Source organism: Pseudomonas sp. B21-051, assembly GCF_024748795.1.
GTDB classification, from domain to species: domain Bacteria; phylum Pseudomonadota; class Gammaproteobacteria; order Pseudomonadales; family Pseudomonadaceae; genus Aquipseudomonas; species Aquipseudomonas putida_A.
In genome coordinates this window covers 94,679-118,213 of the sequence record NZ_CP087166.1, presented here as the reverse complement: position 1 = coordinate 118,213, position 23,535 = coordinate 94,679, and the positions used below count along the sequence as shown (strand labels likewise).

The 23,535-nt window shown below is 60.5% G+C and carries 28 protein-coding genes; 18 read left to right on the top strand and 10 right to left on the bottom strand.

Annotated elements, in window-relative coordinates; translation table 11 throughout:
• Positions 1-94: 94 nt before the first annotated feature.
• From LOY52_RS00590 to LOY52_RS00560, 7 genes are all read left to right on the top strand, one after another.
• Positions 95-1,588 carry an acetyl-CoA hydrolase/transferase family protein gene (locus tag LOY52_RS00590; protein ID WP_258677681.1) on the top strand — a complete coding sequence of 498 codons (1,494 nt, stop codon included), beginning with the start codon at positions 95-97 and terminating at the stop codon, positions 1,586-1,588.
• 320 nt (positions 1,589-1,908) lie between these two features.
• Entirely contained in the window at positions 1,909-2,124 is a 216-nt protein-coding gene (locus LOY52_RS00585; RefSeq protein WP_007962833.1) for a DUF1127 domain-containing protein, read from the top strand.
• Between the two features lie 256 nt (positions 2,125-2,380).
• The gene (locus tag LOY52_RS00580) at positions 2,381-2,590 is read left to right on the top strand and encodes a DUF1127 domain-containing protein (RefSeq protein WP_258677678.1); all 210 of its coding nucleotides are present in this window, start codon (positions 2,381-2,383) and stop codon (positions 2,588-2,590) included.
• 134 nt (positions 2,591-2,724) lie between these two features.
• A complete protein-coding gene (locus LOY52_RS00575) occupies positions 2,725-3,042 on the top strand; it encodes a DUF2388 domain-containing protein (protein WP_123586051.1) in 318 nt (105 codons plus the stop codon).
• A gap of 108 nt (positions 3,043-3,150) precedes the next feature.
• Positions 3,151-3,456: a DUF2388 domain-containing protein gene (locus tag LOY52_RS00570; protein WP_027610195.1), complete on the top strand. Its 306-nt coding sequence runs from the start codon at positions 3,151-3,153 to the stop codon at positions 3,454-3,456.
• A 42-nt stretch (positions 3,457-3,498) separates the two neighbouring features.
• Positions 3,499-3,819, top strand: coding sequence for a DUF2388 domain-containing protein (locus LOY52_RS00565; RefSeq protein ID WP_007911662.1), 321 nt, complete (start codon positions 3,499-3,501; stop codon positions 3,817-3,819).
• Positions 3,816-5,777 (top strand): DUF4105 domain-containing protein, encoded by a 1,962-nt coding sequence (locus LOY52_RS00560; protein WP_258677673.1) that lies wholly within the window; start codon positions 3,816-3,818, stop codon positions 5,775-5,777. Before LOY52_RS00565 ends, LOY52_RS00560 begins: the two co-directional genes overlap by 4 nt.
• An 85-nt stretch (positions 5,778-5,862) precedes the next feature.
• Here LOY52_RS00560 and LOY52_RS00555 read toward each other — a convergent pair whose 3' ends face one another.
• From LOY52_RS00555 to trpB, 3 genes are all read right to left on the bottom strand, one after another.
• Complete coding sequence (locus tag LOY52_RS00555) at positions 5,863-6,303, bottom strand: RcnB family protein (RefSeq protein WP_258677670.1); 441 nt, start codon at positions 6,301-6,303, stop codon at positions 5,863-5,865.
• A 122-nt stretch (positions 6,304-6,425) separates the two neighbouring features.
• Entirely contained in the window at positions 6,426-7,238 is an 813-nt protein-coding gene (gene trpA / locus LOY52_RS00550) for a tryptophan synthase subunit alpha (RefSeq protein WP_135294677.1), read from the bottom strand.
• Positions 7,238-8,470 carry a tryptophan synthase subunit beta gene (gene trpB / locus LOY52_RS00545; RefSeq protein WP_103483941.1) on the bottom strand — a complete coding sequence of 411 codons (1,233 nt, stop codon included), beginning with the start codon at positions 8,468-8,470 and terminating at the stop codon, positions 7,238-7,240. The genes trpA and trpB overlap by 1 nt, the downstream gene beginning before the upstream one ends.
• 114 nt (positions 8,471-8,584) lie before the next feature.
• On the opposite strand from trpB, the gene LOY52_RS00540 reads away from it, so the two are divergent.
• Complete coding sequence (locus LOY52_RS00540) at positions 8,585-9,502, top strand: LysR family transcriptional regulator (RefSeq protein WP_258677662.1); 918 nt, start codon at positions 8,585-8,587, stop codon at positions 9,500-9,502.
• Here the strand turns inward: LOY52_RS00540 and LOY52_RS00535 are convergent.
• Positions 9,475-9,801 carry a YqjD family protein gene (locus LOY52_RS00535; RefSeq protein WP_003220391.1) on the bottom strand — a complete coding sequence of 109 codons (327 nt, stop codon included), beginning with the start codon at positions 9,799-9,801 and terminating at the stop codon, positions 9,475-9,477. The genes LOY52_RS00540 and LOY52_RS00535 overlap by 28 nt on opposite strands.
• A gap of 170 nt (positions 9,802-9,971) precedes the next feature.
• Here LOY52_RS00535 and LOY52_RS00530 point away from each other — a divergent pair, with 170 nt between their 5' ends.
• On the top strand, positions 9,972-10,187 hold the full coding sequence (locus tag LOY52_RS00530) for a dodecin (RefSeq protein WP_027610201.1): 216 nt from the start codon (positions 9,972-9,974) through the stop codon (positions 10,185-10,187).
• A 124-nt stretch (positions 10,188-10,311) separates the two neighbouring features.
• Positions 10,312-10,536, top strand: coding sequence for a DUF1161 domain-containing protein (locus LOY52_RS00525; protein ID WP_258677659.1), 225 nt, complete (start codon positions 10,312-10,314; stop codon positions 10,534-10,536).
• Positions 10,537-10,702: 166 nt separating this feature from the next.
• Here the strand turns inward: LOY52_RS00525 and LOY52_RS00520 are convergent, their stop codons facing one another.
• Complete coding sequence (locus LOY52_RS00520; RefSeq protein WP_258677658.1) at positions 10,703-11,704, bottom strand: LLM class flavin-dependent oxidoreductase; 1,002 nt, start codon at positions 11,702-11,704, stop codon at positions 10,703-10,705.
• 242 nt (positions 11,705-11,946) lie between these two features.
• On the opposite strand from LOY52_RS00520, the gene LOY52_RS00515 reads away from it, so the two are divergent.
• A complete protein-coding gene (locus LOY52_RS00515; protein WP_007962818.1) occupies positions 11,947-12,378 on the top strand; it encodes an OsmC family protein in 432 nt (143 codons plus the stop codon).
• A gap of 215 nt (positions 12,379-12,593) precedes the next feature.
• Complete coding sequence (locus LOY52_RS00510) at positions 12,594-12,833, top strand: DUF1161 domain-containing protein (protein ID WP_202369331.1); 240 nt, start codon at positions 12,594-12,596, stop codon at positions 12,831-12,833.
• A 6-nt stretch (positions 12,834-12,839) separates the two neighbouring features.
• On the opposite strand, the gene LOY52_RS00505 is transcribed toward LOY52_RS00510, so the two are convergent.
• Both LOY52_RS00505 and LOY52_RS00500 read right to left on the bottom strand, forming a co-directional pair.
• Positions 12,840-13,259, bottom strand: coding sequence for a hypothetical protein (locus tag LOY52_RS00505; RefSeq protein ID WP_258677654.1), 420 nt, complete (start codon positions 13,257-13,259; stop codon positions 12,840-12,842).
• Positions 13,260-13,299: 40 nt separating this feature from the next.
• A complete protein-coding gene (locus LOY52_RS00500) occupies positions 13,300-13,722 on the bottom strand; it encodes a hypothetical protein (protein ID WP_258677652.1) in 423 nt (140 codons plus the stop codon).
• A 58-nt stretch (positions 13,723-13,780) separates the two neighbouring features.
• Here LOY52_RS00500 and LOY52_RS00495 point away from each other — a divergent pair, with 58 nt between their 5' ends.
• On the top strand, positions 13,781-14,857 hold the full coding sequence (locus LOY52_RS00495; RefSeq protein WP_258677650.1) for an aminopeptidase: 1,077 nt from the start codon (positions 13,781-13,783) through the stop codon (positions 14,855-14,857).
• A gap of 115 nt (positions 14,858-14,972) precedes the next feature.
• Here LOY52_RS00495 and LOY52_RS00490 read toward each other — a convergent pair whose 3' ends face one another.
• Both LOY52_RS00490 and LOY52_RS00485 read right to left on the bottom strand, forming a co-directional pair.
• A complete protein-coding gene (locus LOY52_RS00490) occupies positions 14,973-15,623 on the bottom strand; it encodes an HAD family hydrolase (RefSeq protein ID WP_258677646.1) in 651 nt (216 codons plus the stop codon).
• Between the two features lie 28 nt (positions 15,624-15,651).
• Entirely contained in the window at positions 15,652-16,197 is a 546-nt protein-coding gene (locus tag LOY52_RS00485; RefSeq protein WP_258677644.1) for a gamma carbonic anhydrase family protein, read from the bottom strand.
• 62 nt (positions 16,198-16,259) lie between these two features.
• Here LOY52_RS00485 and prlC point away from each other — a divergent pair, with 62 nt between their 5' ends.
• Positions 16,260-18,338 carry an oligopeptidase A gene (gene prlC / locus LOY52_RS00480; protein ID WP_258677641.1) on the top strand — a complete coding sequence of 693 codons (2,079 nt, stop codon included), beginning with the start codon at positions 16,260-16,262 and terminating at the stop codon, positions 18,336-18,338.
• Positions 18,335-18,619 (top strand): YheV family putative zinc ribbon protein, encoded by a 285-nt coding sequence (locus LOY52_RS00475; RefSeq protein WP_007962808.1) that lies wholly within the window; start codon positions 18,335-18,337, stop codon positions 18,617-18,619. The genes prlC and LOY52_RS00475 overlap by 4 nt, the downstream gene beginning before the upstream one ends.
• A gap of 45 nt (positions 18,620-18,664) precedes the next feature.
• Here LOY52_RS00475 and LOY52_RS00470 read toward each other — a convergent pair whose 3' ends face one another.
• Positions 18,665-19,309 (bottom strand): dual specificity protein phosphatase family protein, encoded by a 645-nt coding sequence (locus tag LOY52_RS00470; protein WP_045122161.1) that lies wholly within the window; start codon positions 19,307-19,309, stop codon positions 18,665-18,667.
• A 306-nt stretch (positions 19,310-19,615) separates the two neighbouring features.
• Here LOY52_RS00470 and LOY52_RS00465 point away from each other — a divergent pair, with 306 nt between their 5' ends.
• Genes LOY52_RS00465 through LOY52_RS00455 form a run of 3 tightly spaced genes read left to right on the top strand, consistent with a single transcriptional unit; the run spans position 19,616 to position 23,463 of the window.
• Positions 19,616-20,362: a gluconate 2-dehydrogenase subunit 3 family protein gene (locus LOY52_RS00465; protein WP_258677635.1), complete on the top strand. Its 747-nt coding sequence runs from the start codon at positions 19,616-19,618 to the stop codon at positions 20,360-20,362.
• 2 nt (positions 20,363-20,364) lie between these two features.
• The gene (locus tag LOY52_RS00460) at positions 20,365-22,149 is read left to right on the top strand and encodes a GMC family oxidoreductase (RefSeq protein ID WP_258677632.1); all 1,785 of its coding nucleotides are present in this window, start codon (positions 20,365-20,367) and stop codon (positions 22,147-22,149) included.
• Positions 22,150-22,161: 12 nt separating this feature from the next.
• Positions 22,162-23,463 carry a cytochrome c gene (locus tag LOY52_RS00455; RefSeq protein ID WP_258677630.1) on the top strand — a complete coding sequence of 434 codons (1,302 nt, stop codon included), beginning with the start codon at positions 22,162-22,164 and terminating at the stop codon, positions 23,461-23,463.
• Positions 23,464-23,535: the final 72 nt, after the last annotated feature.

Sequence of the window (23,535 nt, the reverse complement as noted above, 5' to 3'; positions counted from 1 at the left end):
TAGACGCCTCGTTTGCGACCTTGGTAGCGGGACAGGCGCCCGCGAAATTCACTAGACTGCGCATCCTGCTACTCGCTTCCCGAGAAAATAATCCATGTACCGTGACCGTATTCGCCTGCCTTCGTTGTTGGATAAAGTGATGAGCGCCGCCGACGCCGCCGCGCTGATTGAAGACGGCATGACCGTCGGCATGAGCGGCTTCACCCGCGCGGGCGAAGCCAAAGCCGTCCCTCACGCACTGGCCGAGCGAGCCAAGGTCACGCCGCTGAAGATCAGCCTGATGACCGGCGCGAGCCTGGGCAACGACCTCGACAAGCAACTGACCGAAGCCGGCGTTTTGTCGCGGCGCATGCCGTTCCAGGTCGACAGCACCTTGCGCAAGGCAATCAACGCCGGCGAAGTGATGTTCATCGACCAGCACCTGTCGGAAACCGTCGAGCAACTGCGCAACCAGCAACTGAAGCTGCCGGACATCGCGGTGATCGAAGCCGTGGCCATCACCGAGCAAGGCCACATCGTGCCGACCACCTCGGTGGGCAACTCGGCAAGCTTCGCGATTTTCGCCAAGCAGGTGATCGTCGAGATCAACCTGGCGCACAACGCCAACCTCGAAGGCCTGCATGACATCTATATTCCGACCTACCGCCCGACGCGCACGCCGATCCCGCTGGTAAAGGTCGATGACCGCATCGGCAGCACCGCGATCCCGATTCCACCGGAAAAGATCGTCGCCATCGTCATCACCCAGCAAGCGGATTCGCCGTCCACGGTGTCGACCCCGGATGTCGACACCAATGCCATCGCCGAGCACCTGATCACCTTCTTCAAGCAGGAAGTCGACGCCGGGCGCATGACCAACAAGCTCGGCCCGTTGCAGGCCGGAATCGGCAACATCGCCAACGCGGTGATGTGCGGTCTGATCGATTCGCCGTTCGAAGACCTGACCATGTACTCCGAAGTGCTGCAGGACTCGACCTTCGATCTGATCGACGCCGGCAAGCTGAGCTTCGCTTCGGGCAGCTCGATCACTTTGTCGGAGCGGCGCAACAGCGACGTGTTCGGCAATCTGGAGAAGTACAAGGACAAACTGGTGCTGCGTCCGCAAGAGATTTCCAACCACCCGGAAGTGGTGCGTCGTCTGGGTATCATCGGCATCAACACTGCGCTGGAGTTCGACATCTACGGCAACGTCAACTCCACCCATGTCTGCGGCACGCGGATGATGAACGGCATTGGTGGCTCGGGCGACTTCGCGCGCAACGCGCACCTCGCGGTGTTCGTGACCAAGTCGATCGCCAAGGGCGGCGCAATTTCCAGCGTGGTGCCGATGGTCAGCCACGTTGACCACACCGAGCATGACGTCGACATCCTGGTGACCGAAGTCGGCCTGGCCGACCTGCGCGGCCTGGCGCCACGGGAGCGCGCGCGGGTGATCATCGACAACTGTGTGCATCCCGATTACCGCCAGGCGCTGAATGACTACTTCACCGCCGCCTGCGCCATCGGCGGTCATACCCCGCACATTCTGCGTGACGCCTTGAGCTGGCACATCAACCTTGAAGAAACCGGCCGCATGCTCGCGGTGTAATTCGCACAGTCGAACCGCTGATGCAAACACCGTTTGTGTCAGCGGTTTTTTCATCGCCCCTACCTGGCAAAAACTGTACTGCTGTACCGGTGATTTCCTACAGCTTTTGCCTACCCCAACCCCAAGATTGCGCAAAAATGCACCACTTGAGTGCAGACAGGTACAGTTTGCTCGATTTTGACCCGTACACCCCCTATAAACAGTTAACTGGTCACTCACAATACAGTTGAACTGTATCTAGAGAGACTAGGCAAACGAGAGGATCATGGGCACCAGTTAAACCACTACCTGATCCCGCCACAAGCGGAAGGATGTCAACCATGGAACGTACACTCAGTTCCGAACTGTTCTTCGAAGACAAAGCTGCAAAAAACCAGGCTTCCCTGCCTCTGCGCGTTATCGCCAACCTGATGTTGTGGCAGCGCCGCATCTCCAGCCGCCACCAACTGGCTCGTCTGGATTCGCGTCTGCTGGCTGACGCCGGTATCAGCGAAGCACAACGCTACGAAGAGCTGAGCAAGCCGTTCTGGCGCTAAGTAGCGTCGCTGGCTCTGGTCGTTAGACCCACCGCCAGCAACCCGAATTGAACATACAAGACCCGTCGCGGGAAACCGCGACGGGTCTTGTCGTTTCAGGGTTCGAAAAATGCCCGTACAGGAGAATATTCAAAGCACAGGTACAGTTCTCAATAACAAAAATCTGAACCAGTACAATTTTTCATGAGTGTATCTGCTCGCCAAACTGCATCGGGCGCAGCATGTCCTTAATCCTCCTCGGTTTAAGGAAAACGCCATGAAAGGCTTACAGGATGTTTCGACAGCTTCGACTCTACCCCGCGCTCACTCGCACCCGCTGCGGCGCTTGTTTCGTAACCTGTGGCAAGGACTGGAGCGCGCCAGGACGCGGCGCCTGCTGGCTCAGCTGGACCAGCGCGACCTCGCGGATCTGGGCCTCAGCCATGCCGATCGGCTCAATGAACTGGAAAAACCCTTCTGGCACTAGCATTCTGCCCACTGTCCGAACGTCGCGCGCAGGCCTAATATCCACGCCAGAACGTGGCGAATCTTCTGTAACCCGCGTCTGACTCACCAGACACAAGCCACCTCTCAATACGGTTTACTTTCAGGAGATCCACCATGTCCCGTCTTCGCCTGCTCAGCGCTGCCGCCTTGCTCGCCGTGGCTGCCAACGCCAGTGCCTCCAGCTTCATCGTGACCACCGACGCCGTGGTTGGCGCGCTGAAGTCCTCGTCGGACGCCACTTCCGACGTCAGCTCTTCGCTGCGTGACAACAAAGTCGTAATCGCTGCCCGTGACGACGCAGCCAGCTTCGTCGCCAGCGAAGGTCAGATCCGCGGCGTGAAACTGGAAAGCGCCCTCGACCTGATCCGCCATCAGGCACCGCAACTGAGCGCAACCGACTTCCAGCTGGCGCAAGCCATCCTCGCGATCTGATCCGCCGATGCCGCAAGGGACACGCCAGTCGTGTCCCGATATTTCGCCGCTGGCTCTGGCCCGGGCATTTGCGCTAGCCTTGAAGCTCGTTAACCGTTACCGAGTCTCATGCGTTTATTCAGACTGCTTTTCCCTTGCGTATTGGTCAGTGCCTTCTGGGCGACCTCGGTCGATGCCTTTGATGTCTCCACACAAAACACCGTGGTCAGCGTTTGGGCGACCGGAATGGTGTCTTCCGCACCGTTCGACCGTAAACTGATCATCGCCGCTCACGATGACGCGGCGGCGTTTGTTGCCAGTGACGGTCAATTGCGCGGCGCGCAGCTCGAATCCGCCCTGCATTACTTGCGCAAATCCCGACCAAAACTTCATGTCAGCGACCTTGAACTGGCACAGGCAATTCTCGTCCAATAGTTATCATGATCCCTCGTTAACATTGCCCTCCGGAGTCGTTCCATGCGTAGCCCGCTGATTGCTGCCGCCCTTGGCCTGTTTTTGTTGGCCGATGTGGCCCAGGCACACACCCTGGTAGCCACCAGTAACATCATCGTTCGTGCCTCCCAGCGCACCATCGATTTCACCTCCGATACCACGACGTCGATTCGCGACTCGAAAATCATCCGCGAAGCCCACGACGATGCGGCCAGCTTCGTTGCCACCAACGGCGATATCCGCGGTGCGCACCTGGAGGCCGCCCTCAATACCTTGCGCACCCGCGTGCCGGAAGCCCGCGACGCCAGTGACCAGGTGCTCGCCGAAGCCATCCTCGCCCTGTGAAGTCACTCGGCGCCTGGCTGCTGGCCGGGGCATTGTTGCTGCTTGGCAACAGCGCCCACGCCAGCCTGCAATTGCGGCTCAAGACCGACGGCTTGAGCCCCGCCCAGCAGCAGGCCAGCCAGGCGCTGCTCGATGAAGCCATGCACAAGTTGCCGCCCAGCTTCGTCGAACAGCTGGACCGGCGTATCGATGTCGGCTGGACCGACGACATGCCCGGCAATGCGTACGGCCAGGCGACCCTGGTCGCCGAACTCGACCTGAATCGCAAACTGCTCGCCGGCCTCACCGACGGCAGCGCGGCCATAGAGAAAACCAATCGCCCCCATGGCACTGTGCGCCAGGAACTGCTGGCAACGGTGCTGCATGAACTCACCCACATTTATGACCGCGCGCGCCTGTGGCCCGCAGCCGAGCGCACGCTGATCCAACGCTGCACCCGCCGCAGTAACAGCGCCGGGCTGGTCGGCATTCCCGACGAGTGCCGAGGCCAGACCGAGCGCCGCTTCACGCTCAGCGATGATCCACGTCTGCTAGATCTCGCCGGCTGGCAACAGTACGTCGGGCGCCGCGGCGAGCGTGAACAACACAACCGTCAGGTGGCCCGCAGCCCGGACCTGTACGAGATCTCCAGTCCGAAAGAGTTTGTCGCGGTCAACATGGAGTATTTCCTCCTCGACCCGAGCTACGCGTGTCGCCGTCCGGCGCTCTATCGCTACTACAAGGCGCGCTTCGGCTGGGCACCACCGGCCAAGGACATCTGCAGCAATACCTTCGCCTTTCTCAACGCCGGCAACGACTTCGCCAAACAACCCTTGGGCCAGGTCGACCCGGAGCGGGTGTATGCCGTCGATTATCTGCTGGCTGAAGCCAACCAGAACTGGGTCAGCCGCTGGGGCCACAGCATGCTGCGCCTGGTGATCTGCGCGCCGGGTCGACCACGCGGCCCGGATTGCCGGCTCGACCTCGACCAGCATCTGGTGCTGTCCTACCGCGCCTTTGTCGGTGACGTGCAGCTGTCGAGCTGGGACGGTCTGGTCGGCAAGTACCCGTCGCGGCTGTTCGTGCTGCCGCTGGCCCAGGTAATCGACGAATACACCAAGACTGAACTGCGCAGTCTCGCCTCGGTGCCACTGAAGCTGTCACGCGACGAGATCGAAGGTGTGGTCGAACACGCTGCCGAGATGCACTGGAGCTATGACGGCAACTACTTCTTCCTCTCCAACAACTGCGCGGTGGAAGGCCTGAAACTGCTGCGCAGCGGCAGCAACAACAAGCAACTCGTCGGCCTCGACAGCATCATGCCTAACGGCTTGCTGGAGGTGATGAAAGGTCGCGGGCTAGCCGACACCAGCGTGCTCGACAATCCCAAGGAAGCGTTGCGCCTGGGCTATCGCTTCGACTCGTTCCGCGATCGCTATCAGGCTATGTTCGATGTGTTGAAGAAGCAGTTGCCGATCAAACAGACCAGCGTCGAAGATTGGCTCTCACTTTCCGCCGAAGAACGTCGCCAGTGGTTTGAACGTGCAGACCTGCGCACCAGCGCCGCATTGCTCCTGCTGGAACAGGCGAGTTATCGCCGCCAGTTGCTGCTGGCCCAGGACGAGGTCAAGCAGCGCTACCTCGGCGCCCGCGAGCTGGAAAACGGCGGCATGGACAAGGCCAACGCCACCCTGCAGGAAATTCTCGCCAACAGCGGCTTCCTCAGTCGTCCGGCGGAACTGCTCGACAGCCGTGGCTACGGGCTGCCGCAACCAAGCGAGTTCAAGCGCCTGCAAGACGAAAGCGCTCAACGTCAGAAACAACTGCTGGCGCTGAGCGGCGATCTGGACAAGGAAGTGCGCAAGTTGCTGGAACCCAAGCGCGCGGCCGAAATTGCCGCCAGCGAAGCCAACGTGAAGCAGATCGGCGAGCATCTGCGCAAACTGCACAAGGCGTCCGGCGGACTGGAGTTGCCTTAAAAGCAAAAGATCGCAGCCTGCGGCAGTTCCTACGGAGATAAAGGTAGGAGCTGCCGCAGGCTGCGATCTTTTTATTGCCTGTAAATCAGTACAAAACACCATCCAGAATTTCGTAAACGATCCCGGTACCCACTGCGATCAGCACGATATCGCCCCCGGCGCGGCGCCACTCATAACCCGGATACACCGGCAGACGACTCAGCGCCCGACCGTCCAGCCGCTCGCCGTAGTAACCATGCGGTAACGGCCTGCCGCGTTCCAGATGGATTCCCGGAGGTGGCGGTGCACCACGCACGAAGTAGCCATGATTATCGCGAATGGTCTGGCGTACCGGGCCGAAGTCGTGTGGCGGGCCGCCACGGTGATCGCTCTGCGGGCCACGGTGATCGTCACCACGGTTGTCGTAGTGGCCCTGCTGCGGGCCGCCGTGGTCATGATCATCGCGTGGATCGGCGCTGGCCAGCAGCGGCGTCGCGCTGAGCATCAGCACACCCAGTCCGGCAATCAGACGTTTCGGCATTTTCATCGGGTCTTTCCTCACTGCACCAACAGCAAAAAGGGATTCAGAACGTGGTTCTGAATCCCTCGGTCTTGCTCAATTAGGCCGTGATGTGAGGCGCTAATTCCTCTGTATCAGGAACTTTACCTTCAGCTGACGCGGGCCTGACGCACGCCTTCGGACAGCGCCTTGCACAGACCCAGCACGCCATCGACAGCCTGGGCTGGCGTGGTCGCATTGGCGATATGGTCGATCAGCGCCGAGCCCACCACTACACCGTCCGCCAAACGAGCGATGGACGCCGCCTGCTCCGGAGTACGGATACCGAAACCGATGCTGATCGGCAGGTCAGTGTGTCGACGCAGACGAGTCACCGCTTCTTCGACATGCTCCAGAGTCGCGGCACCGGCACCGGTCACACCGGCCACCGACACGTAGTAAACGAAGCCCGAGCTGCCATTGAGGACTTTCGGCAGACGCGCATCGTCAGTGGTCGGGGTGGTCAGGCGGATGAAGTCCAGACCCGCCGCCTGTGCCGGATCGCACAGTTCATTGTTGTGCTCTGGCGGCATGTCGACCACGATCAGACCGTCGACGCCCGCGTCTTTGGCATCTGCGATAAAACGCTCAACGCCATACATGTGGATCGGGTTGAAGTAACCCATCAGCACCAGCGGCGTGTCGCTGTTGCCTTCGCGGAACTCGCGGACCATCTGCAGGGTTTTCGCCAGATTCTGCTTGGCGCCCAAGGCACGGATATTCGCCAGTTGAATCGCCGGACCATCGGCCATCGGATCGGTGAACGGCATGCCCAGCTCGATCACGTCGGCGCCAGCGCCCGGCAGGCCTTTGAGGATCGCCAGCGAAGTGTCGTAGTCCGGATCACCGGCGGTGACGAAGGTCACCAGCGCGGCGCGATTCTGTTGCTTGAGGTCGGCAAAACGGGTTTGCAGGCGGCTCATCAGTGTTTCTCCTGCTTCGACTGTTCCATGTGATGCATGACGGTCTGCATGTCTTTGTCGCCACGGCCGGAGAGGTTGACCACCATCAGGTGATCCTTCGGCAGTTTCGGTGCGCGTTTGAACACTTCAGCCAACGCATGGGCGCTTTCCAGTGCCGGGATGATGCCTTCGAGGCGGCAGCACTGGTGGAACGCGGCGAGGGCTTCGTCGTCAGTCACCGAGGTGTACTGGACGCGGCCGATGTCATGCAACCAGGCGTGCTCAGGGCCGATGCCGGGATAGTCGAGACCGGCGGAAATCGAGTGGGCGTCGATGATCTGGCCATCGTCGTCCTGCAGCAGGAAGGTGCGGTTGCCGTGCAGCACACCCGGTACGCCGCCATTGAGGCTCGCCGCGTGCTTGCCGGTTTCGATGCCGTAACCGGCCGCTTCGACGCCGATGATCTCGACGCTCTGGTCGTCAAGGAACGGGTGGAACAGGCCCATGGCGTTGGAACCGCCACCGATGCACGCCACCAGACTGTCCGGGAGACGACCTTCCTGAGCTTGCAACTGCTCGCGGGTTTCCTTGCCGATCACCGCCTGGAAGTCGCGCACCATGGCTGGATACGGGTGCGGGCCGGCCACGGTGCCGATCAGGTAGAAGGTGCTGTCGACATTGGTTACCCAGTCACGCAGCGCTTCGTTCATCGCGTCTTTCAGAGTGCCGGTACCGGCCACCACCGGGATCACTTCGGCGCCCAACAGCTTCATGCGGAACACGTTGGCCTGCTGACGTTCGATGTCCGTGGTGCCCATGTAGATCACGCAATCCAGACCGAAACGTGCGGCCACGGTAGCGGTCGCCACACCGTGCATGCCGGCGCCGGTCTCGGCGATGATGCGTTTCTTGCCCATGCGCCGCGCCAGCAGGATCTGGCCGATGCAGTTGTTGATCTTGTGCGCGCCGGTGTGGTTCAGCTCTTCGCGCTTGAGGTAAATCTTCGCGCCGCCACAGAACTCGGTCAGACGCTCGGCGAAATACAGCGGGCTCGGACGACCGACATAGTCACGCTGGAAGTAGGCCAGCTCTTCCTTGAACGCCGGATCTTCCTTGGCCGTTTCGTATTCACGGGCCAGATCGAGGATCAACGGCATCAGGGTTTCCGCCACGTAGCGGCCGCCGAACGCGCCGAACAGGCCGTTATCGTCAGGGCCGCTGCGCAGGTTGGAGGTGTTCGAAGTCTGGGTCATGATGTGCTCCAGGTGAATTCGGGTGAGAAGACAATGGCGTCCACTCTACCCCTGACCTTCCAGACTGAAAACCGATAAGATCGCCACAACCTGTCAGGAAAACTCACAGATACCATGAGCCACGACCTTCCCCCGCTGAACGCCTTGCGCGCGTTTGAGGCCACTGCCCGACTGAACAGCGTCAGTCAGGCGGCCGAACAGCTGCACGTTACTCACGGTGCGGTCAGCCGTCAGCTCAAAATGCTTGAAGAGCATCTGGGCGTGAGCCTGTTCGTCAAAGAGGGTCGCGGCTTGAAACTCACAGATGCAGGTGTTCGTCTGCGAGACGCCAGCGGTGAGGCCTTCGATCGCTTGCGCAGTGTGTGTGCCGAGCTGACGCAAAGCACCGCTGACGCGCCTTTCGTGCTCGGCTGCTCCGGCAGTCTGTTGGCGCGCTGGTTCATCCCACGCCTGGGGCGGCTGAACGCAGACTTGCCGGACTTGCGACTGCACCTGTCCGCCGGTGAAGGTGATCTCGACCCTAGGCGCCCCGGACTCGATGCTTTGCTGTTGTTCGCCGAGCCGCCATGGCCGGCAGACATGCAGGTCTACGAACTGGCCGCAGAACGCATCGGCCCGGTGATGAGCCCGCTGTTCAGTGGCTACCAACGCCTGCAAGCGGCGCCGGCGTCAGCCTTGCTCAGTGAGCCGCTGCTGCACACCACATCGCGCCCGCAAGCCTGGCCGAGTTGGGCACAGCAAAATAACCTCGACGCCAAGGCGTTGAAGTTGGGACAAGGTTTTGAGCATTTGTATTATCTGTTGGAAGCCGCAGTGGCCGGACTCGGCGTGGCAATCGCGCCAGAGCCGCTGGTGGCCGAGGACTTGAAGGCCGGTCGCCTGGTTGCGCCGTGGGGCTTCTGCGAAACCCCGGCGCAACTGGCGTTGTGGCTACCCAAGCGCGCCGCAGACGGACGCGCCCGGCAACTGGCGCAGTGGCTCAAGAATGAGCTGCGCCAGACGGATCACTCGCCGCGCTTGAACAGCAAGTAAGCGGCCAGCAGACCGATTGCACCGACCGCCACACCGGCGGTGGTCCACGGGTGTTCCTGAGCGTAATCGCGGGTGGCGATGCCGGTCTCGCGGGTTTTCACTTTGACTTCTTCGTAGGCATCGCTGAGCAGGCTGCGCGAATGTTTCAGCGCGCTTTCAGCGTTGCTCTTGAGCGCCTTGAGGGTCTTGCGCGACTCGTCGGACGCGTCGTCCTTCAGGCTTTCCAACGATTTGAGCAGACTCTCGATCTCGGCTTCCATGCTTTGCAACGAGGCTTTACGTAAAGAGGTGTTGGCCATGGTGGCTCTCCTGCATTGGTGATGAGTGGCGTGTGTTGGTTGGGACTTCAGCGGTTTGAGAAAGTGCAGAAAATCTGAACTTCGCTTGCGCCGGGACACCGAAATCAACAGTGCAGATTCACTGCTAGTCTCAAATCCACACGTCAATTCCAAACGCCAAGGAGATCGCCATGAGTGACCATCACACGTACAAGAAAGTCGAGCTGGTCGGCTCGTCCACCAGCAGCATCGAAGACGCCATCAACAACGCGTTGGCCGAAGCCAACAAGAGCATCAAACATCTGGAATGGTTTGAAGTGGTCGAGACCCGTGGCCACATCAAGGACGGCAAGGCGGCGCACTTCCAGGTAACCCTCAAAGTCGGCTTTCGCATTGCCAGTAGCTGAGTTTGGGCTACGCTTCTGAACTTGCGCGCTGGCCGAGTGCCATAGGAATGGCAAAGCGCTACAAGGTGAGTGCATCGGCACAGCCGGTGCCCGCCTCTTTTAATCCGACCAGGGAGTGCGACCGATGAAGAAGTTCATATTGGCAGTAGGTTTGTTGAGCCTTGCGGGTGGCGCGTTGGCTGCTGGCAAGCCTTGTGAAGAGCTGAAAAGCGAGATTGCGGCGAAGATTGATGCCAAAGGTGCCTCCAGTTATTCGCTGGAGATTGTCGACAAGGGTGCAGCCGCTGGCGGCAAAGTCGTTGGCAGTTGCGAAGGTGGCACCAAGGAAATCGTCTACAAACGCGGTTGATCGCGCCTGAAATGCAAAAGCCGACGCGAAGGCGTCGGCTTTTTTGTGGGCGATGATTTACCTGTAGGAGCTGCGGCACGCTGCGATCTTTTGATCCTGGCTTTAAAAAATCAGATCAAAAGATCGCAGCCTCGTTTCACTCGACGGCTCCTCCAGGGGGCCGCGTTTATCCCTTCATGACCTGCGCCAGCAGTTCGTAGGAATGCAGGCGATCGACGTGCTCATACAGGTCGCAGGTGAAAATCAGCTCATCGGCCTGGGTCTGCTCGACCAGCACCTCCAGCTTCGCGCGGATCTTCTGCGGGCTGCCGACCATCGCCAGACCGAGGAAATCCCCCACCGCCTCGCGCTCATGGGGCAGCCACAGGCCGTCCATGGTTTTCACCGGCGGACGCTGCACCAAACTCTGCCCACGCATCAGCGCGAGAATTCGCTGGTACACCGAGGTCGCCAGATAGTCGGCCTGCTCATCGGTATCGGCTGCCACCAACGGCACCCCGAGCATCACATACGGCTTGTCGAGCACTGCCGACGGCTTGAAGTGGTTGCGGTAGACGCGAATCGCCTCATGCATGAAGCGCGGGGCGAAGTGCGAGGCGAAGGCGTAGGGCAACCCGCGCTCACCGGCCAGCTGCGCGCTGAACAGACTGGAACCGAGTAACCAGATCGGCACGTTGGTGCCGGTGCCGGGCATGGCGATCACCCGTTGATCCGGGGTGCGCGGGCCGAGGAAGCGGGCCAGCTCGGCAACGTCTTCCGGGAAATCATCAGCACTGCCGGAGCGTTCGCGGCGCAGAGCGCGGGCGGTCATCTGGTCGGAACCCGGCGCGCGCCCCAGCCCCAGGTCGATGCGTCCCGGGTACAGGCTTTCAAGAGTGCCGAACTGTTCGGCGATCACCAGCGGCGCGTGATTGGGCAGCATCACGCCGCCGGAGCCGACGCGAATCGTCGAGGTACCGCCGGCCAGGTATCCCAGCAACACCGAGGTGGCAGAACTGGCGATACCGTCCATGTTGTGGTGTTCGGCGACCCAGAAACGGGTGTAGCCAAGCTTTTCGACATGCTGTGCCAGATCCAGCGAGTTGCGCAGCGATTGCGCCGGGCTGCCGTTCTCCCGCACGGGCACTAAGTCGAGGGTGGAAAACTTTACGTCGGACAGTTGCTTCATAAACCTGCGTCTCCGAATGAGGAGGCAGGTTTTTCTTGCGAACGAAAACCTGCCCAATCCATAAGCGTGTTTTATGCAATGAGGGCATATACCCGAGTTTCAATAGCCGCGATAAAATTTCCTACTAAAAAAGTCAACGATTCAGCCGGGCTGAACTTTGTCCCGACGTCTATCCTCAGAAGCCTTGCAAGCAAAAACCACGACGGCGCGGCGTTTCCGCGCCAGTTCTTGAGGAGGCAGACATGGCTATCGTGAAGAAAGCATCCGCACATTGGGCAGGCGATCTGAAAACCGGCATCGGCTCGATCTCCACTGAAACCGGTGTCCTCAGAGAAGCCCCCTACGGCTTCAAGGCACGCTTCGAGGGCGGTAAGGGCACCAATCCGGAAGAACTGATCGGCGCCGCGCATGCCGGCTGTTTTTCCATGGCGTTTTCGATGATTCTCGGTGATGCAGGCCTGAAGGCCGAGAGCATCGACACTCAGGCAGAGGTCACGCTGGATCAGGTCGAGGGTGGCTTTGCCATCACCGCGATCAAGTTGATCCTCAAGGCGAAAATTCCGGGCGCTACTCAGGCGCAGTTTGAAGAACTGAGCAACAAGGCCAAGGAAGGGTGCCCGGTGTCCAAGGTGTTGAACGCGAAGATTACCCTTGAGGCTTCGCTGGTCAGCTGAATCGGCGCTGACTGACCCGTTCGCGAGCCGGCTCGCTCCCACATTTGAAGTGAATTCCAATGTGGGAGCGAGCAGGCTCGCGAATGTAATCCACAAATCACTGCAGTTACCGAAGATGTGAGCGAAGTCAGAACCCGCCCTGCAAAAATATGGTCGAATAAGTGACAGCAGCTTCAGCGCACACCCGTGCGCGCTGCCCCATGGAGCTTCAGGATATGAAACGTATTGGCTTGGCGATCCTCTGCAGTGCATTGGCCACAACGGTTCTTGCCGCACCGAAAGACTGTGAAGAACTCAGAAAAGAAATCGAAGTAAAGATCCAGGCGAACGCCGTGCCCACCTACACGCTGGAAATCGTCAGCAAGGAAGAGGCCGACAAGCACGACGTGGCCATGGTCGTCGGCACTTGTGAAAACGGCAGCAAGGCAATCATTTACCAGAAGAACGACAACTGATCCGTCTCAGCTTAGGCAGTCCATGTCGTGATCCTCGGCAACGATTTCATGCTTGGCGTTGTACAGGCGGGCGCTCGGTGTGAACCCTAGCGAACGTCCCTCCAGCAGATAACGCTGCCCCGCCTCGAAATGGTCATAGCGAATGTACAGGTAGCACAGCCGCTCGACCGGGCCGGTCATCAGACTGCCGCCGCCGCCAAACACCTCGAAGTCAAACCGCACCCGCAGCTCATGGCTGCCGGGGGTGACCTGGAAGAAACGCCCGTCGCTCAGACGTTGATTATCCAGGCGCTCGGCCATGAGCAGTTTTCCGCCGGGGGTCGGGGTCGAGAAATCAACCCAGGCCATCTGTGGATCGACCGGCGGCAACGGGGTCTGGCAGCCGGCGACAACGCCGACCGCGAGTAACAACACCAACTTGCGCATGATGGATGTCCAAGGATTCAGACCTCCAGCATAGCGCCGATCAGGTGCGTTGACAGCCTGCCGGCGAGCCTTGGCCGACCACGTTGCGCTGCTCGTCATAGAGCTTCGCCCATGGCCGGAAACCGATGCTGCCGGCTTGCAATTGATAACGCTGTCCGGCGTTGAATTCCTTGAATGTCAGCTTCAACTGGCAGTCGCGCCACAGAGGCTCGGCGTCGGGGCCGATGTTGGTGGCTTCGACCGGAAACTGATAACGCACCTTCAGTTCGTGGCTGCCGGGCTGCACTTCGAAATAACGTTTGTCGACAGTTGCCTTGTCATCGACTTTCAGCGCTTGCAACGCCGTGTCCTGTTGCCGGGCATCGAGATCGATCCAGGCTTGCGAGGGGTCAGGATCGGGCATTCCGAATCCGGCACAACCGGCCAGCGTCAGCAGGCCTCCTGTCAGCAACAACATGCGCATAGCGAAGCTCCAAATGGCGGGATAGTCTTGCGGGCAGACTTTCCAAAGGATTTTTATTTTGAGCAGGCCGCTTCCAAGCCATGGGTTACTTGATCGCGTTTTTCGGATTTTGTTTCCGGGTGTGATGCTTTTGTTGCTCAACGGTTGTTCCAGCGTCAGCTATTACAGCCAGTTGGCCAGCGGTCAGTTGCAGTTGTTGCGCGCGCGCGAACCGGTGGCCAAGGTGATTGCCGACCCGAGCCGCGACGCGAAGCTGCGCACGCACCTGATCCAGTCGCAAAAGGCCCGCGCCTTCGCCAGCGAACAGCTGCACCTGCCGGACAACCAGAGCTATCGGCTGTACGCCGATATTGGCCGGCCGTACGTGGTGTGGAACGTGTTCGCCACCCCGGAGTTTTCCCTCACCCCGCAAAACCATTGCTTCCCGATCGCCGGTTGCGTGGCCTATCGCGGCTACTACAGCCAGAGCGCCGCGCGCGGCGAAGCGGCGCTCCAGCGTCTGCAAGGCATGGACGTGGCGATTGGCGGCGTCGAGGCCTATTCAACCCTCGGCTGGTTCAATGACCCGATCCTCAATTCGATGATGGGCTGGGGCGATGAGCGTCTGGCCACGCTGATCTTTCATGAACTGGCACATCAGCGCTTCTATGTGAAGGACGACACCGAATTCAACGAGTCCTTTGCCACATTTGTCGAACAGGAAGGCACCCGCCAGTGGCGGGCGTTTCGTGGATTGCCGCCGGACACCGATGCCAGGCTAAAGCAGCGCGATCAGTTCATTGAGCTGGTGCTGGAAACGCGCTCACGTCTGGAAAAGCTCTACGCCCAGCAAATGCCGGCCGAGCAGATGCGCAGGGATAAAGCGGCGGAGTTCGAGCAGTTTCGGCGCGACTACCGGGTGATGCGTGACAGTCAGTGGGCCGGGGACAAGCGTTACGACGCGTGGGTGAATATGCCGCTGAACAATGCGCGATTGTTGCCGTTCGGGCTGTATGACCAATGGGTGCCGGCGTTTGCTGCGTTGTTCAGGCAGGTTGGGGGGGATTGGCTGCGGTTCTATGCTGAGGTCGAGAAGTTGGGTGGTTTAGCTGTCGCGGAGCGTAAAGCGGCCTTGAAAGCTTTGGCCGGATCTTGAGTTGATGTCGGCTGATCCGACCTCATCGCTGGCAAGCCAGCTCCCACATGGATTCAGGTGAACCTGCGCCCACTGCTCACCTGTGGGAGCTGGCTTGCCAGCGGTGGCCGACTCATCAGCGCCGCAAAAACGCCTGATGCAACTCGGCCAAAGTCTCAAAATGATAAGCCGGCGCCTCGGCACTCAACTCTTCAAAACTGCCAAACCCATAACCCACTGCCGCCGCATCGATACCGTTGCTGCGCGCGCCGATCAGATCATGCTTGCGGTCGCCGATCATCAGCGTATTGGCCGGATCCAGCCCTTCTTCGGCGATCAGGTGCGCAATCAGCTCGACCTTGTTGGTCCGCGTGCCATCCAGCTCACTGCCGTAGATCACCTTGAAGTGTTTGGCGAAGTCGAAGTGCCGGGCGATTTCCCGGGCAAATTCCCAAGGTTTGGAGGTCGCGATGTACAGCTGTCGCCCCTGGCCGCTCAGGGTTTCCAGTAACGGTGTGACGCCGTCGAACACACGGTTCTCGTACAGGCCGGTGACCTTGAAGCGTTCGCGATAGAAATTCACCGCCTCCCAGGCCTTGGCTTCGTCGAAGCCATAGAACTGCATGAACGCCTGCAACAGCGGCGGGCCGATGAAGTGTTCGAGTTTGCTCAGGTCCGGCTCGTCGATGCCGAGTTTGCTCAAAGCGAACTGGATGGAACGGGTGATGCCTTCACGCGGGTCGGTCAGGGTGCCATCGAGGTCGAACAGTACGGTCTGGTAATGCATGAGAAATCCTGAGCAGGTGTAGGTCGATTCAGAGCTGGTCGTAGCCTTCGGCCAGATGCAGATCCTTGAGCTTCACGTAGTTCGCTGCGCTGTAGCTGAAGAAGGCGCGTTCCTTGTCGGTCAACGGGCGGATCTGTTTTACCGGGCTGCCCACGTACAGAAAACCGCTTTCCAGGCGCTTGCCCGGCGGTACCAGGCTGCCGGCGCCGATGATCACATCGTCCTCGACCACCGCGCCGTCCATGACGATGCTGCCCATGCCGATCAGCACGCGACTGCCGACGCTGCAGCCATGCAGCATGACCTTGTGGGCGATGGTCACGTCATCGCCGATCAGCAACGGAAAACCGTCCGGGTTGAACGGCCCGGCGTGGGTGATGTGCAACACGCAACCGTCCTGCACGCTGGTGCGCGCACCGATGCGGATGCGGTGCATGTCGCCACGGATCACGGTCAGCGGCCACACGGAGCTGTCTTCGCCGATTTCGACGTCGCCGATCACCACCGCGGAGGCGTCGACAAACGCGCCTTGACCGAGCTGCGGGGTGTGATTCTGGTACTTGCGAACGGGCACGATAAGTTCTCTCTCTGTCGCCGATAGCTGCGGTGAGTGTCGATTGTAATTAAGATGGGCGCATGTTTCTTCCAGCCAAGGTGCCAACCGTGAGCGTGAACAACCCTCTTCTGCAGTCCTACGACCTGCCGCCGTTCTCCACGATCCGTGCCGAACACGTGCTGCCAGCCATCGAAACGATCCTGGCCGACAACCGCGCCGCCATCGCCGAAATTCTCAAGACCCAGGTTCAAAACCCGACCTGGGCCGGCCTGGTACTGGCGATGGACGAACTCAACGATCGCCTCGGCGCTGCCTGGAGCCCGGTCAGCCACCTCAATGCCGTGTGCAACAGCGCTGAACTGCGCGAAGCGTACGAGTCGTGCCTGCCGGCCCTGAGTGCCTACTCCACCGAGATGGGCCAGAACCGCGAGCTGTTCCAGGCTTATGAAGCGCTGGCCAACAGCCCGGAAGCCGCCGGTTTCGACGTGGCGCAAAAAACCATTCTGGAACACGCCCTGCGTGATTTCCGTCTGTCGGGTATCGACCTGCCGGAAGCCGAACAGAAGCGTTACGCTGAAGTGCAGAGCAAACTGTCCGAGCTGGGCAGCCGCTTCTCCAACCAGTTGCTCGATGCCACGCAAGCCTGGACCAAGCACGTCACTGAGGAGGCTGCCCTCGCCGGCCTGACCGATTCGGCCAAGGCGCAAATGGCCGCTGCCGCCCAGGCCAAAGGCCTCGATGGCTGGCTGATCACCCTGGAGTTCCCGAGCTACTACGCGGTGATGACCTACGCCCAGGACCGTGCGCTGCGTGAAGAAGTCTACGCCGCCTACTGCACCCGTGCCTCGGACCAAGGCCCGAACGCCGGGCAGAATGACAACGGCCCGGTGATGGAAGAGATCCTCGACCTGCGTCAGGAGCTGGCCAAACTCTTGGGCTTCGCCAGTTTCTCCGAACTGAGCCTGGCGACCAAAATGGCCGAGTCCAGCGATCAGGTGCTGAGCTTCCTGCGCGACCTGGCCAAGCGCAGCAAGCCGTTCGCTGCGCAGGACCTGCAGCAGCTGCGCGCCTACGCCGCCGAACAGGGCTGCGCCGATCTGCAAAGCTGGGATAGCGGTTTCTATGGGGAAAAACTCCGCGAGCAGCGCTACAGCGTCGCTCAGGAAACCCTGCGCGCCTACTTCCCGATCGATAAAGTCCTCAGCGGGCTGTTCGCTATCGTTCAGCGCCTGTACGGCATCGAAATCGCCGAGCTGAAAGGCTTCGACACCTGGCACCCGGACGTGCGTCTGTTCGAAATCAAGGAAAACGGCCAGCACGTCGGCCGCTTCTTTTTCGATCTGTATGCCCGCGCCAACAAGCGTGGCGGTGCGTGGATGGACGGCGCCCGCGACCGTCGCCGCACCGTCGACGGCGTGCTGCAAAGCCCGGTGGCCAACCTGGTGTGCAACTTCACCCCGGCCGACAGCGGCAAGCCTGCGCTGCTGACCCACGATGAAGTGACCACCCTGTTCCACGAATTCGGTCACGGCCTGCATCACTTGCTGACCCGCGTTGATCACGCCGGTGTTTCCGGGATCAACGGCGTGGCGTGGGATGCGGTCGAGCTGCCAAGCCAGTTCATGGAAAACTGGTGCTGGGAGCCGGAAGGCCTGGCGCTGATCTCCGGTCACTACGAAACCGGCGAGCCGCTGCCGCAAGACCTGCTGGAAAAAATGCTCGCGGCGAAAAACTTCCAGTCCGGGCTGATGATGGTCCGTCAGCTGGAATTCTCGCTGTTCGACTTCGAGCTGCACGCCACCCACGGTGACGGCCGCAGCGTGGCACAAGTGCTGGAAGGCGTGCGTGACGAAGTTTCGGTGATGCGACCACCGGCGTACAACCGCTTCCCCAACAGCTTCGCGCACATCTTCGCCGGCGGTTACGCCGCGGGCTACTACAGCTACAAGTGGGCGGAAGTGCTGTCGGCGGATGCCTTCTCCAGGTTCGAAGAGGACGGCGTGCTCAATGCCGAGACCGGGCGCGCCTTCCGCGAAGCGATTCTGGCACGCGGCGGCTCGCAGGCACCGATGGTGCTGTTCGTCGACTTCCGTGGCCGTGAGCCTTCGATTGACGCACTCTTGCGCCATAGCGGCCTGAGTGAGGACGCGGCAGCATGAGTGAGGCACCTGTGATTACCAAGAAGCGCTTTATCGCCGGGGCGGTCTGCCCGGCGTGCAGCGAGCCGGACAAACTGATGATGTGGAACGAGGACAGCGTGCCGCACCGTGAGTGCGTGGCCTGCGGTTACTCGGATACGTTGAACGAGCAAGGCTTGTCGGTTCCCAAGGAACTGGGCACGCGGGTCAATACCAGCGCGCTCAAGCCGGCGCCGGACAAGACCGTCCAGGCCGTGCAATTCTTTCCGAATCCGAAGCTGAAGAAAAAGTCCGAAGACTGAGCCGGCGAATAACCCTCCACGGTGCAATGCCGTGGAGGGTGCGGCTTACTTGAGGTTGACCGACTGGAACCAGCTCTTCATCGAGCAGGTGGCAAACGCACTGGTGCTGCAGTCGCCGTTGGCCAGCGCGGTGCGCAGTTTGTCGACATCAGCCTGCATCACATAACGTACGCCATCCTTGAAATGGCCGCTTTCACCAAAACCGCCCTGCGTCATTTCATTCAGCGCGTCTTCCTTGCTCCAGCCCTGCACCACAATCCGGTACATCGCCGCCATCAGGCCGGTGCGGTCAGACCCATGTTTGCAATGCATCAGCACCGGGCCGTTGGCTTCGGCTGTCTGAATCGCGCGCAACGTCTTGAGCACATCGGCGTCATCGACATGGTTGGTGCGATAAGGCAGTTGCACTTGATTGATGCCCGGCTCGGACAGCCAACTGCTGTCAGCTTCCGGCAGGAAGTTGATCACCGTCGCCACTTTCAGGTTCTTCAGCAATGGAACCACGCCACCGTCGGGCAAGGCGCTGCGGTAAAGCGTCGGCGACATCTGGAACAGGTTGTATTGCACTTCAACCGGTTGCGCCCACTCCGGCGGGCGCGATGTGACAGCGGCGTCAGCCTGGGCTGGCATCAAGTGCAACAGGGCAACAAGCGACAAACACAAAGCAGGAAAAAGGCGCACTCGAGACATGCTGGGCTGACCGTATCGGAATTCATCAATGAAAGGCCTCGCAGCTTCCACGTCTGCCGGTCAAAGCCCTGTGAGGCACTTGTCAAAGAATCGTGAATCCGTGGGATTTCATGGAGCGCCCGGTAAAAAAACCGCAGCTTTTTCCGCTGAATCGGTTCAACCCGATGCATAGCCTGCTACCATTTGTCACACGATGTTGCAGGCGTCCCCCTTTTCCCGGTCAACCACCGGGCCACGCCGCGACGAAAAAATGCTCAAGCCGTTCGCAGAAACGGACAACCATCAATGCCTGATGAGGTGCACCCCATGTCTGATGCAGATCAAGACAACCCGCGGCGTGAGTTCTTGCGCAAATCCCTGACCCTGATTCCCGTGGTCACCCTCGCCGGTAGCGGTCTGGGCAGCAGCGTCTTGCAAGCTGCGCCTGAAGCGTCCCCGGCGACGCCCGCAGCAACTCCTGCGAAGAGTGAGGCCGGCACTTACCAGCCGAGCTATTTCACCGCCGAGGAATGGGCCTTCATCAACGCCGCCGTGGCGCACCTGATTCCCAACGACGAGCAAGGCCCGGGAGCCCTGGAAGCCGGCGTACCGGAATACATCGACCGCCAGATGAACACCCCGTACGCCGCCGGTGCCCTGTGGTACATGCAAGGTCCGTTCAACGCCGACGCTGCGCCGGAGATGGGCTGGCAGAGCAAACTGGTGCCAAAAGAGATCTATCGCCTGGGCATCGCTGCCACGGATCAGTGGGCAAAATCGCTCAACGGTAAAACATTTGCCGAGCAAGACAGCGCTACCCGAGAAGATTTGCTCAAGCAGCTCGAAGCCGGAAAACCGCAGTTCGATGCGGTTCCATCGAAGATTTTCTTCAGCTTGCTGCTGCAAAACACCAAGGAAGGGTTCTTCTGCGACCCGATCCACGGCGGCAATAAAGGCATGGTCGGCTGGACCATGATCGGCTTCCCCGGCGCCCGCGCCGATTTCATGGATTGGGTGGAACGCAACGAACAATACCCCTTCCCGGCAGTTTCGATTCGCGGCGAGAGGGCTTGAGCATGGCAACCGTAATGAAGAAGGTCGACGCGGTGATCGTCGGTTTTGGCTGGACTGGCGCGATCATGGCCAAGGAGCTGACCGAAGCCGGGCTCAACGTGCTGGCGCTGGAGCGCGGGCCGATGCAGGACACCTACCCCGACGGCAACTATCCGCAGGTGATCGATGAACTCACCTACAGCGTGCGCAAAAAACTCTTTCAGGACATATCGAAAGAGACCGTCACCATCCGCCACAGCGTCAACGACATCGCCCTGCCGAACCGCCAGTTGGGTGCGTTCCTGCCGGGCAATGGCGTCGGCGGCGCCGGCCTGCACTGGTCGGGCGTACATTTTCGCGTCGATCCGATCGAACTGCGCATGCGCAGCCACTACGAAGAGCGCTACGGCAAAAGCTTCATCCCCAAGGACATGACCATCCAGGACTTTGGCGTCAGCTATGAAGAGCTGGAGCCGTTCTTCGACTTCGCCGAAAAGGTCTTCGGCACCTCCGGCCAGGCCTGGACCGTGAACGGCCAACTGGTCGGTCAGGGCAAGGGCGGTAACCCTTACGCACCGGATCGCTCCAATCCGTTCCCGCTGCAAGCGCAGAAGAATACGGTTTCCGCACAACTGTTCGGCAAAGCGGCGACAGAGGTCGGTTACAAACCCTACAACCTGCCCTCTGCGAATACTTCAGGCCCATACACCAATCCCTATGGCGCACAGATGGGCCCGTGCAACTTCTGCGGGTTCTGCAGCGGTTACGTTTGCTACATGTATTCCAAGGCGTCGCCGAACGTGAACATTCTGCCGGCGCTCAAGCCCCTGCCGAATTTCGAGCTGCGGCCCAACTCGCATGTGCTGCGGGTCAACCTCGACAGCACCAAGTCCAAGGCCACCGGCGTGACTTACATCGACGGCCAGGGTCGCGAGATCGAGCAACCGGCGGATCTGGTGATCCTCGGCGCCTTCCAGTTGCACAACGTGCGCCTGATGCTGCTCTCGGGCATCGGCAAACCTTACGACCCGATCAGCGGCGAAGGCGTGGTCGGGCGTAACTTCGCCTACCAGAACATGGCGACCATCAAGGCGTTCTTCGACAAGGACACCCACACCAACAACTTCATCGGTGCCGGCGGTAACGGTGTGGCGCTGGATGACTTCAACGCCGACAACTTCGACCACGGCCCGCATGGCTTCGTCGGCGGCTCGCCGATGTGGGTCAACCAGGCCGGTAGCCGCCCGATTGCCGGCACCTCGAACCCGCCGGGTACTCCGGCCTGGGGCAGCCAGTGGAAGCGCGCGACCGCCGATTACTACACCCATCAGGTGTCGATGGATGCCCACGGCGCGCATCAGTCCTACCGTGGCAACTACCTCGATCTGGATCCGGTGTACCGCGATGCCTACGGCTTGCCGCTGCTGCGCATGACCTTCGACTGGCAGGAAAACGACATCAAGATGAACCGCTTCATGGTCGAGAAAATGGGCAAGGTCGCTCAAGCCATGGGCCCGAAAGCCATTGCGGTGATCGGCAAGCAGGTTGGTGATCACTTCAACACGGCGGCCTACCAGACCACTCACCTCAACGGTGGCGCGATCATGGGCACCGATCCGAAGAAGAGCGCGTTGAACCGCTATCTGCAGAGCTGGGACGTGCACAACGTGTTCGTACCGGGCGCGTCGGCATTCCCGCAGGGTCTGGGTTACAACCCGACCGGGCTGGTGGCGGCGTTGACCTACTGGTCGGCCAAGGCGATCCGCGAGCAATACCTGAAAAACCCCGGCCCGCTGGTTCAGGCATAAGGAGCGATGACCATGAAAAATCTCGTTATCGCGACCCTGGCCCTGCTCGGCAGTGCTGCCGTACACGCCGCCGACGTTGATCAGACGTTGATCAAACAAGGCGAATACCTCGCCCGCGCCGGCGACTGCGTGGCCTGCCACACCGCCAAGGGCGGCAAACCGTTCGCCGGCGGCCTGCCGATGGAAACGCCGATCGGCACGATCTACTCGACCAACATCACCCCGGACAATACCGGCGTCGGTGATTACAGCTTCGAGGATTTCGACCAGGCCGTACGTCACGGCGTCGCCAAAAACGGTAGTACGTTGTACCCGGCAATGCCGTATCCGTCCTACGCCCGTGTCAGCGAAAGCGACATGAAAGCGCTGTACGCCTACTTCATGCACGGCGTCGAGCCGGTGACACAGGAGAACAAGGCCAGCGACATTCCATGGCCGCTGAGCATGCGCTGGCCCTTGATGGGCTGGCGCTGGCTGTTTGCGCCGAAGGTCGAGGACTACAAGGCCACCTCGGATGATCCGGTGATCGATCGTGGCGCCTATCTGGTCGAAGGCCTCGGCCATTGCGGCGCCTGCCATACGCCACGGGCGCTGACCATGCAGGAAAAATCCCTGAGCGCGGCGGACGGCAAGAACTTCCTCGCCGGCAGTGCGCCGCTGGAAGGCTGGATCGCCAAGAGTCTGCGCGGTGATCACAAGGATGGCCTGGGCAGCTGGAGCGAAGAGCAGCTGGTGCAATTCCTCAAGACCGGACGCAACGACCGCAGTGCGGTGTTCGGCGGCATGAGCGATGTGGTCACCCACAGCATGCAATACATGACCGATGCCGACCTGACCGCGATCGCCCGCTATCTCAAGTCGCTGCCGGCCAATGATCCGGCGGACCAGCCGCACCAGTACGACGAGAAAGCGGCCAAAGCCCTGTGGAACGGCGACGACAGTCAGCGCGGCGCAGCGGTGTACATCGACAACTGCGCGGCCTGTCACCGTACTGACGGCCACGGTTACACCCGGGTTTTCCCGGCGCTGGCCGGTAACCCGGTGCTGCAATCGGAGGATCCGACATCACTGATCCACATCGTGCTCAAGGGCGGCACCTTGCCGGCGACGCACACGGCACCCTCGACCTTCACCATGCCGGGATTCGCCTGGCGGTTGTCGGATCAGGAAGTGGCGGATGTGGTGAGTTTCATCCGTGGCAGTTGGGGTAACAAAGGGGCGCCGGTGAGCGCCAACGAGGTCAGTCATTTACGCACCAGCGACATGACGACCACCTCGGCTGATGATCTCGGTCAGGTGACCCACAGCAACTAATAAAAAGCCCTGCTCGTATTTAATACGGGCAGGGCTTTTTTATATTCACGCCACAACTAACATAGCGTCCGA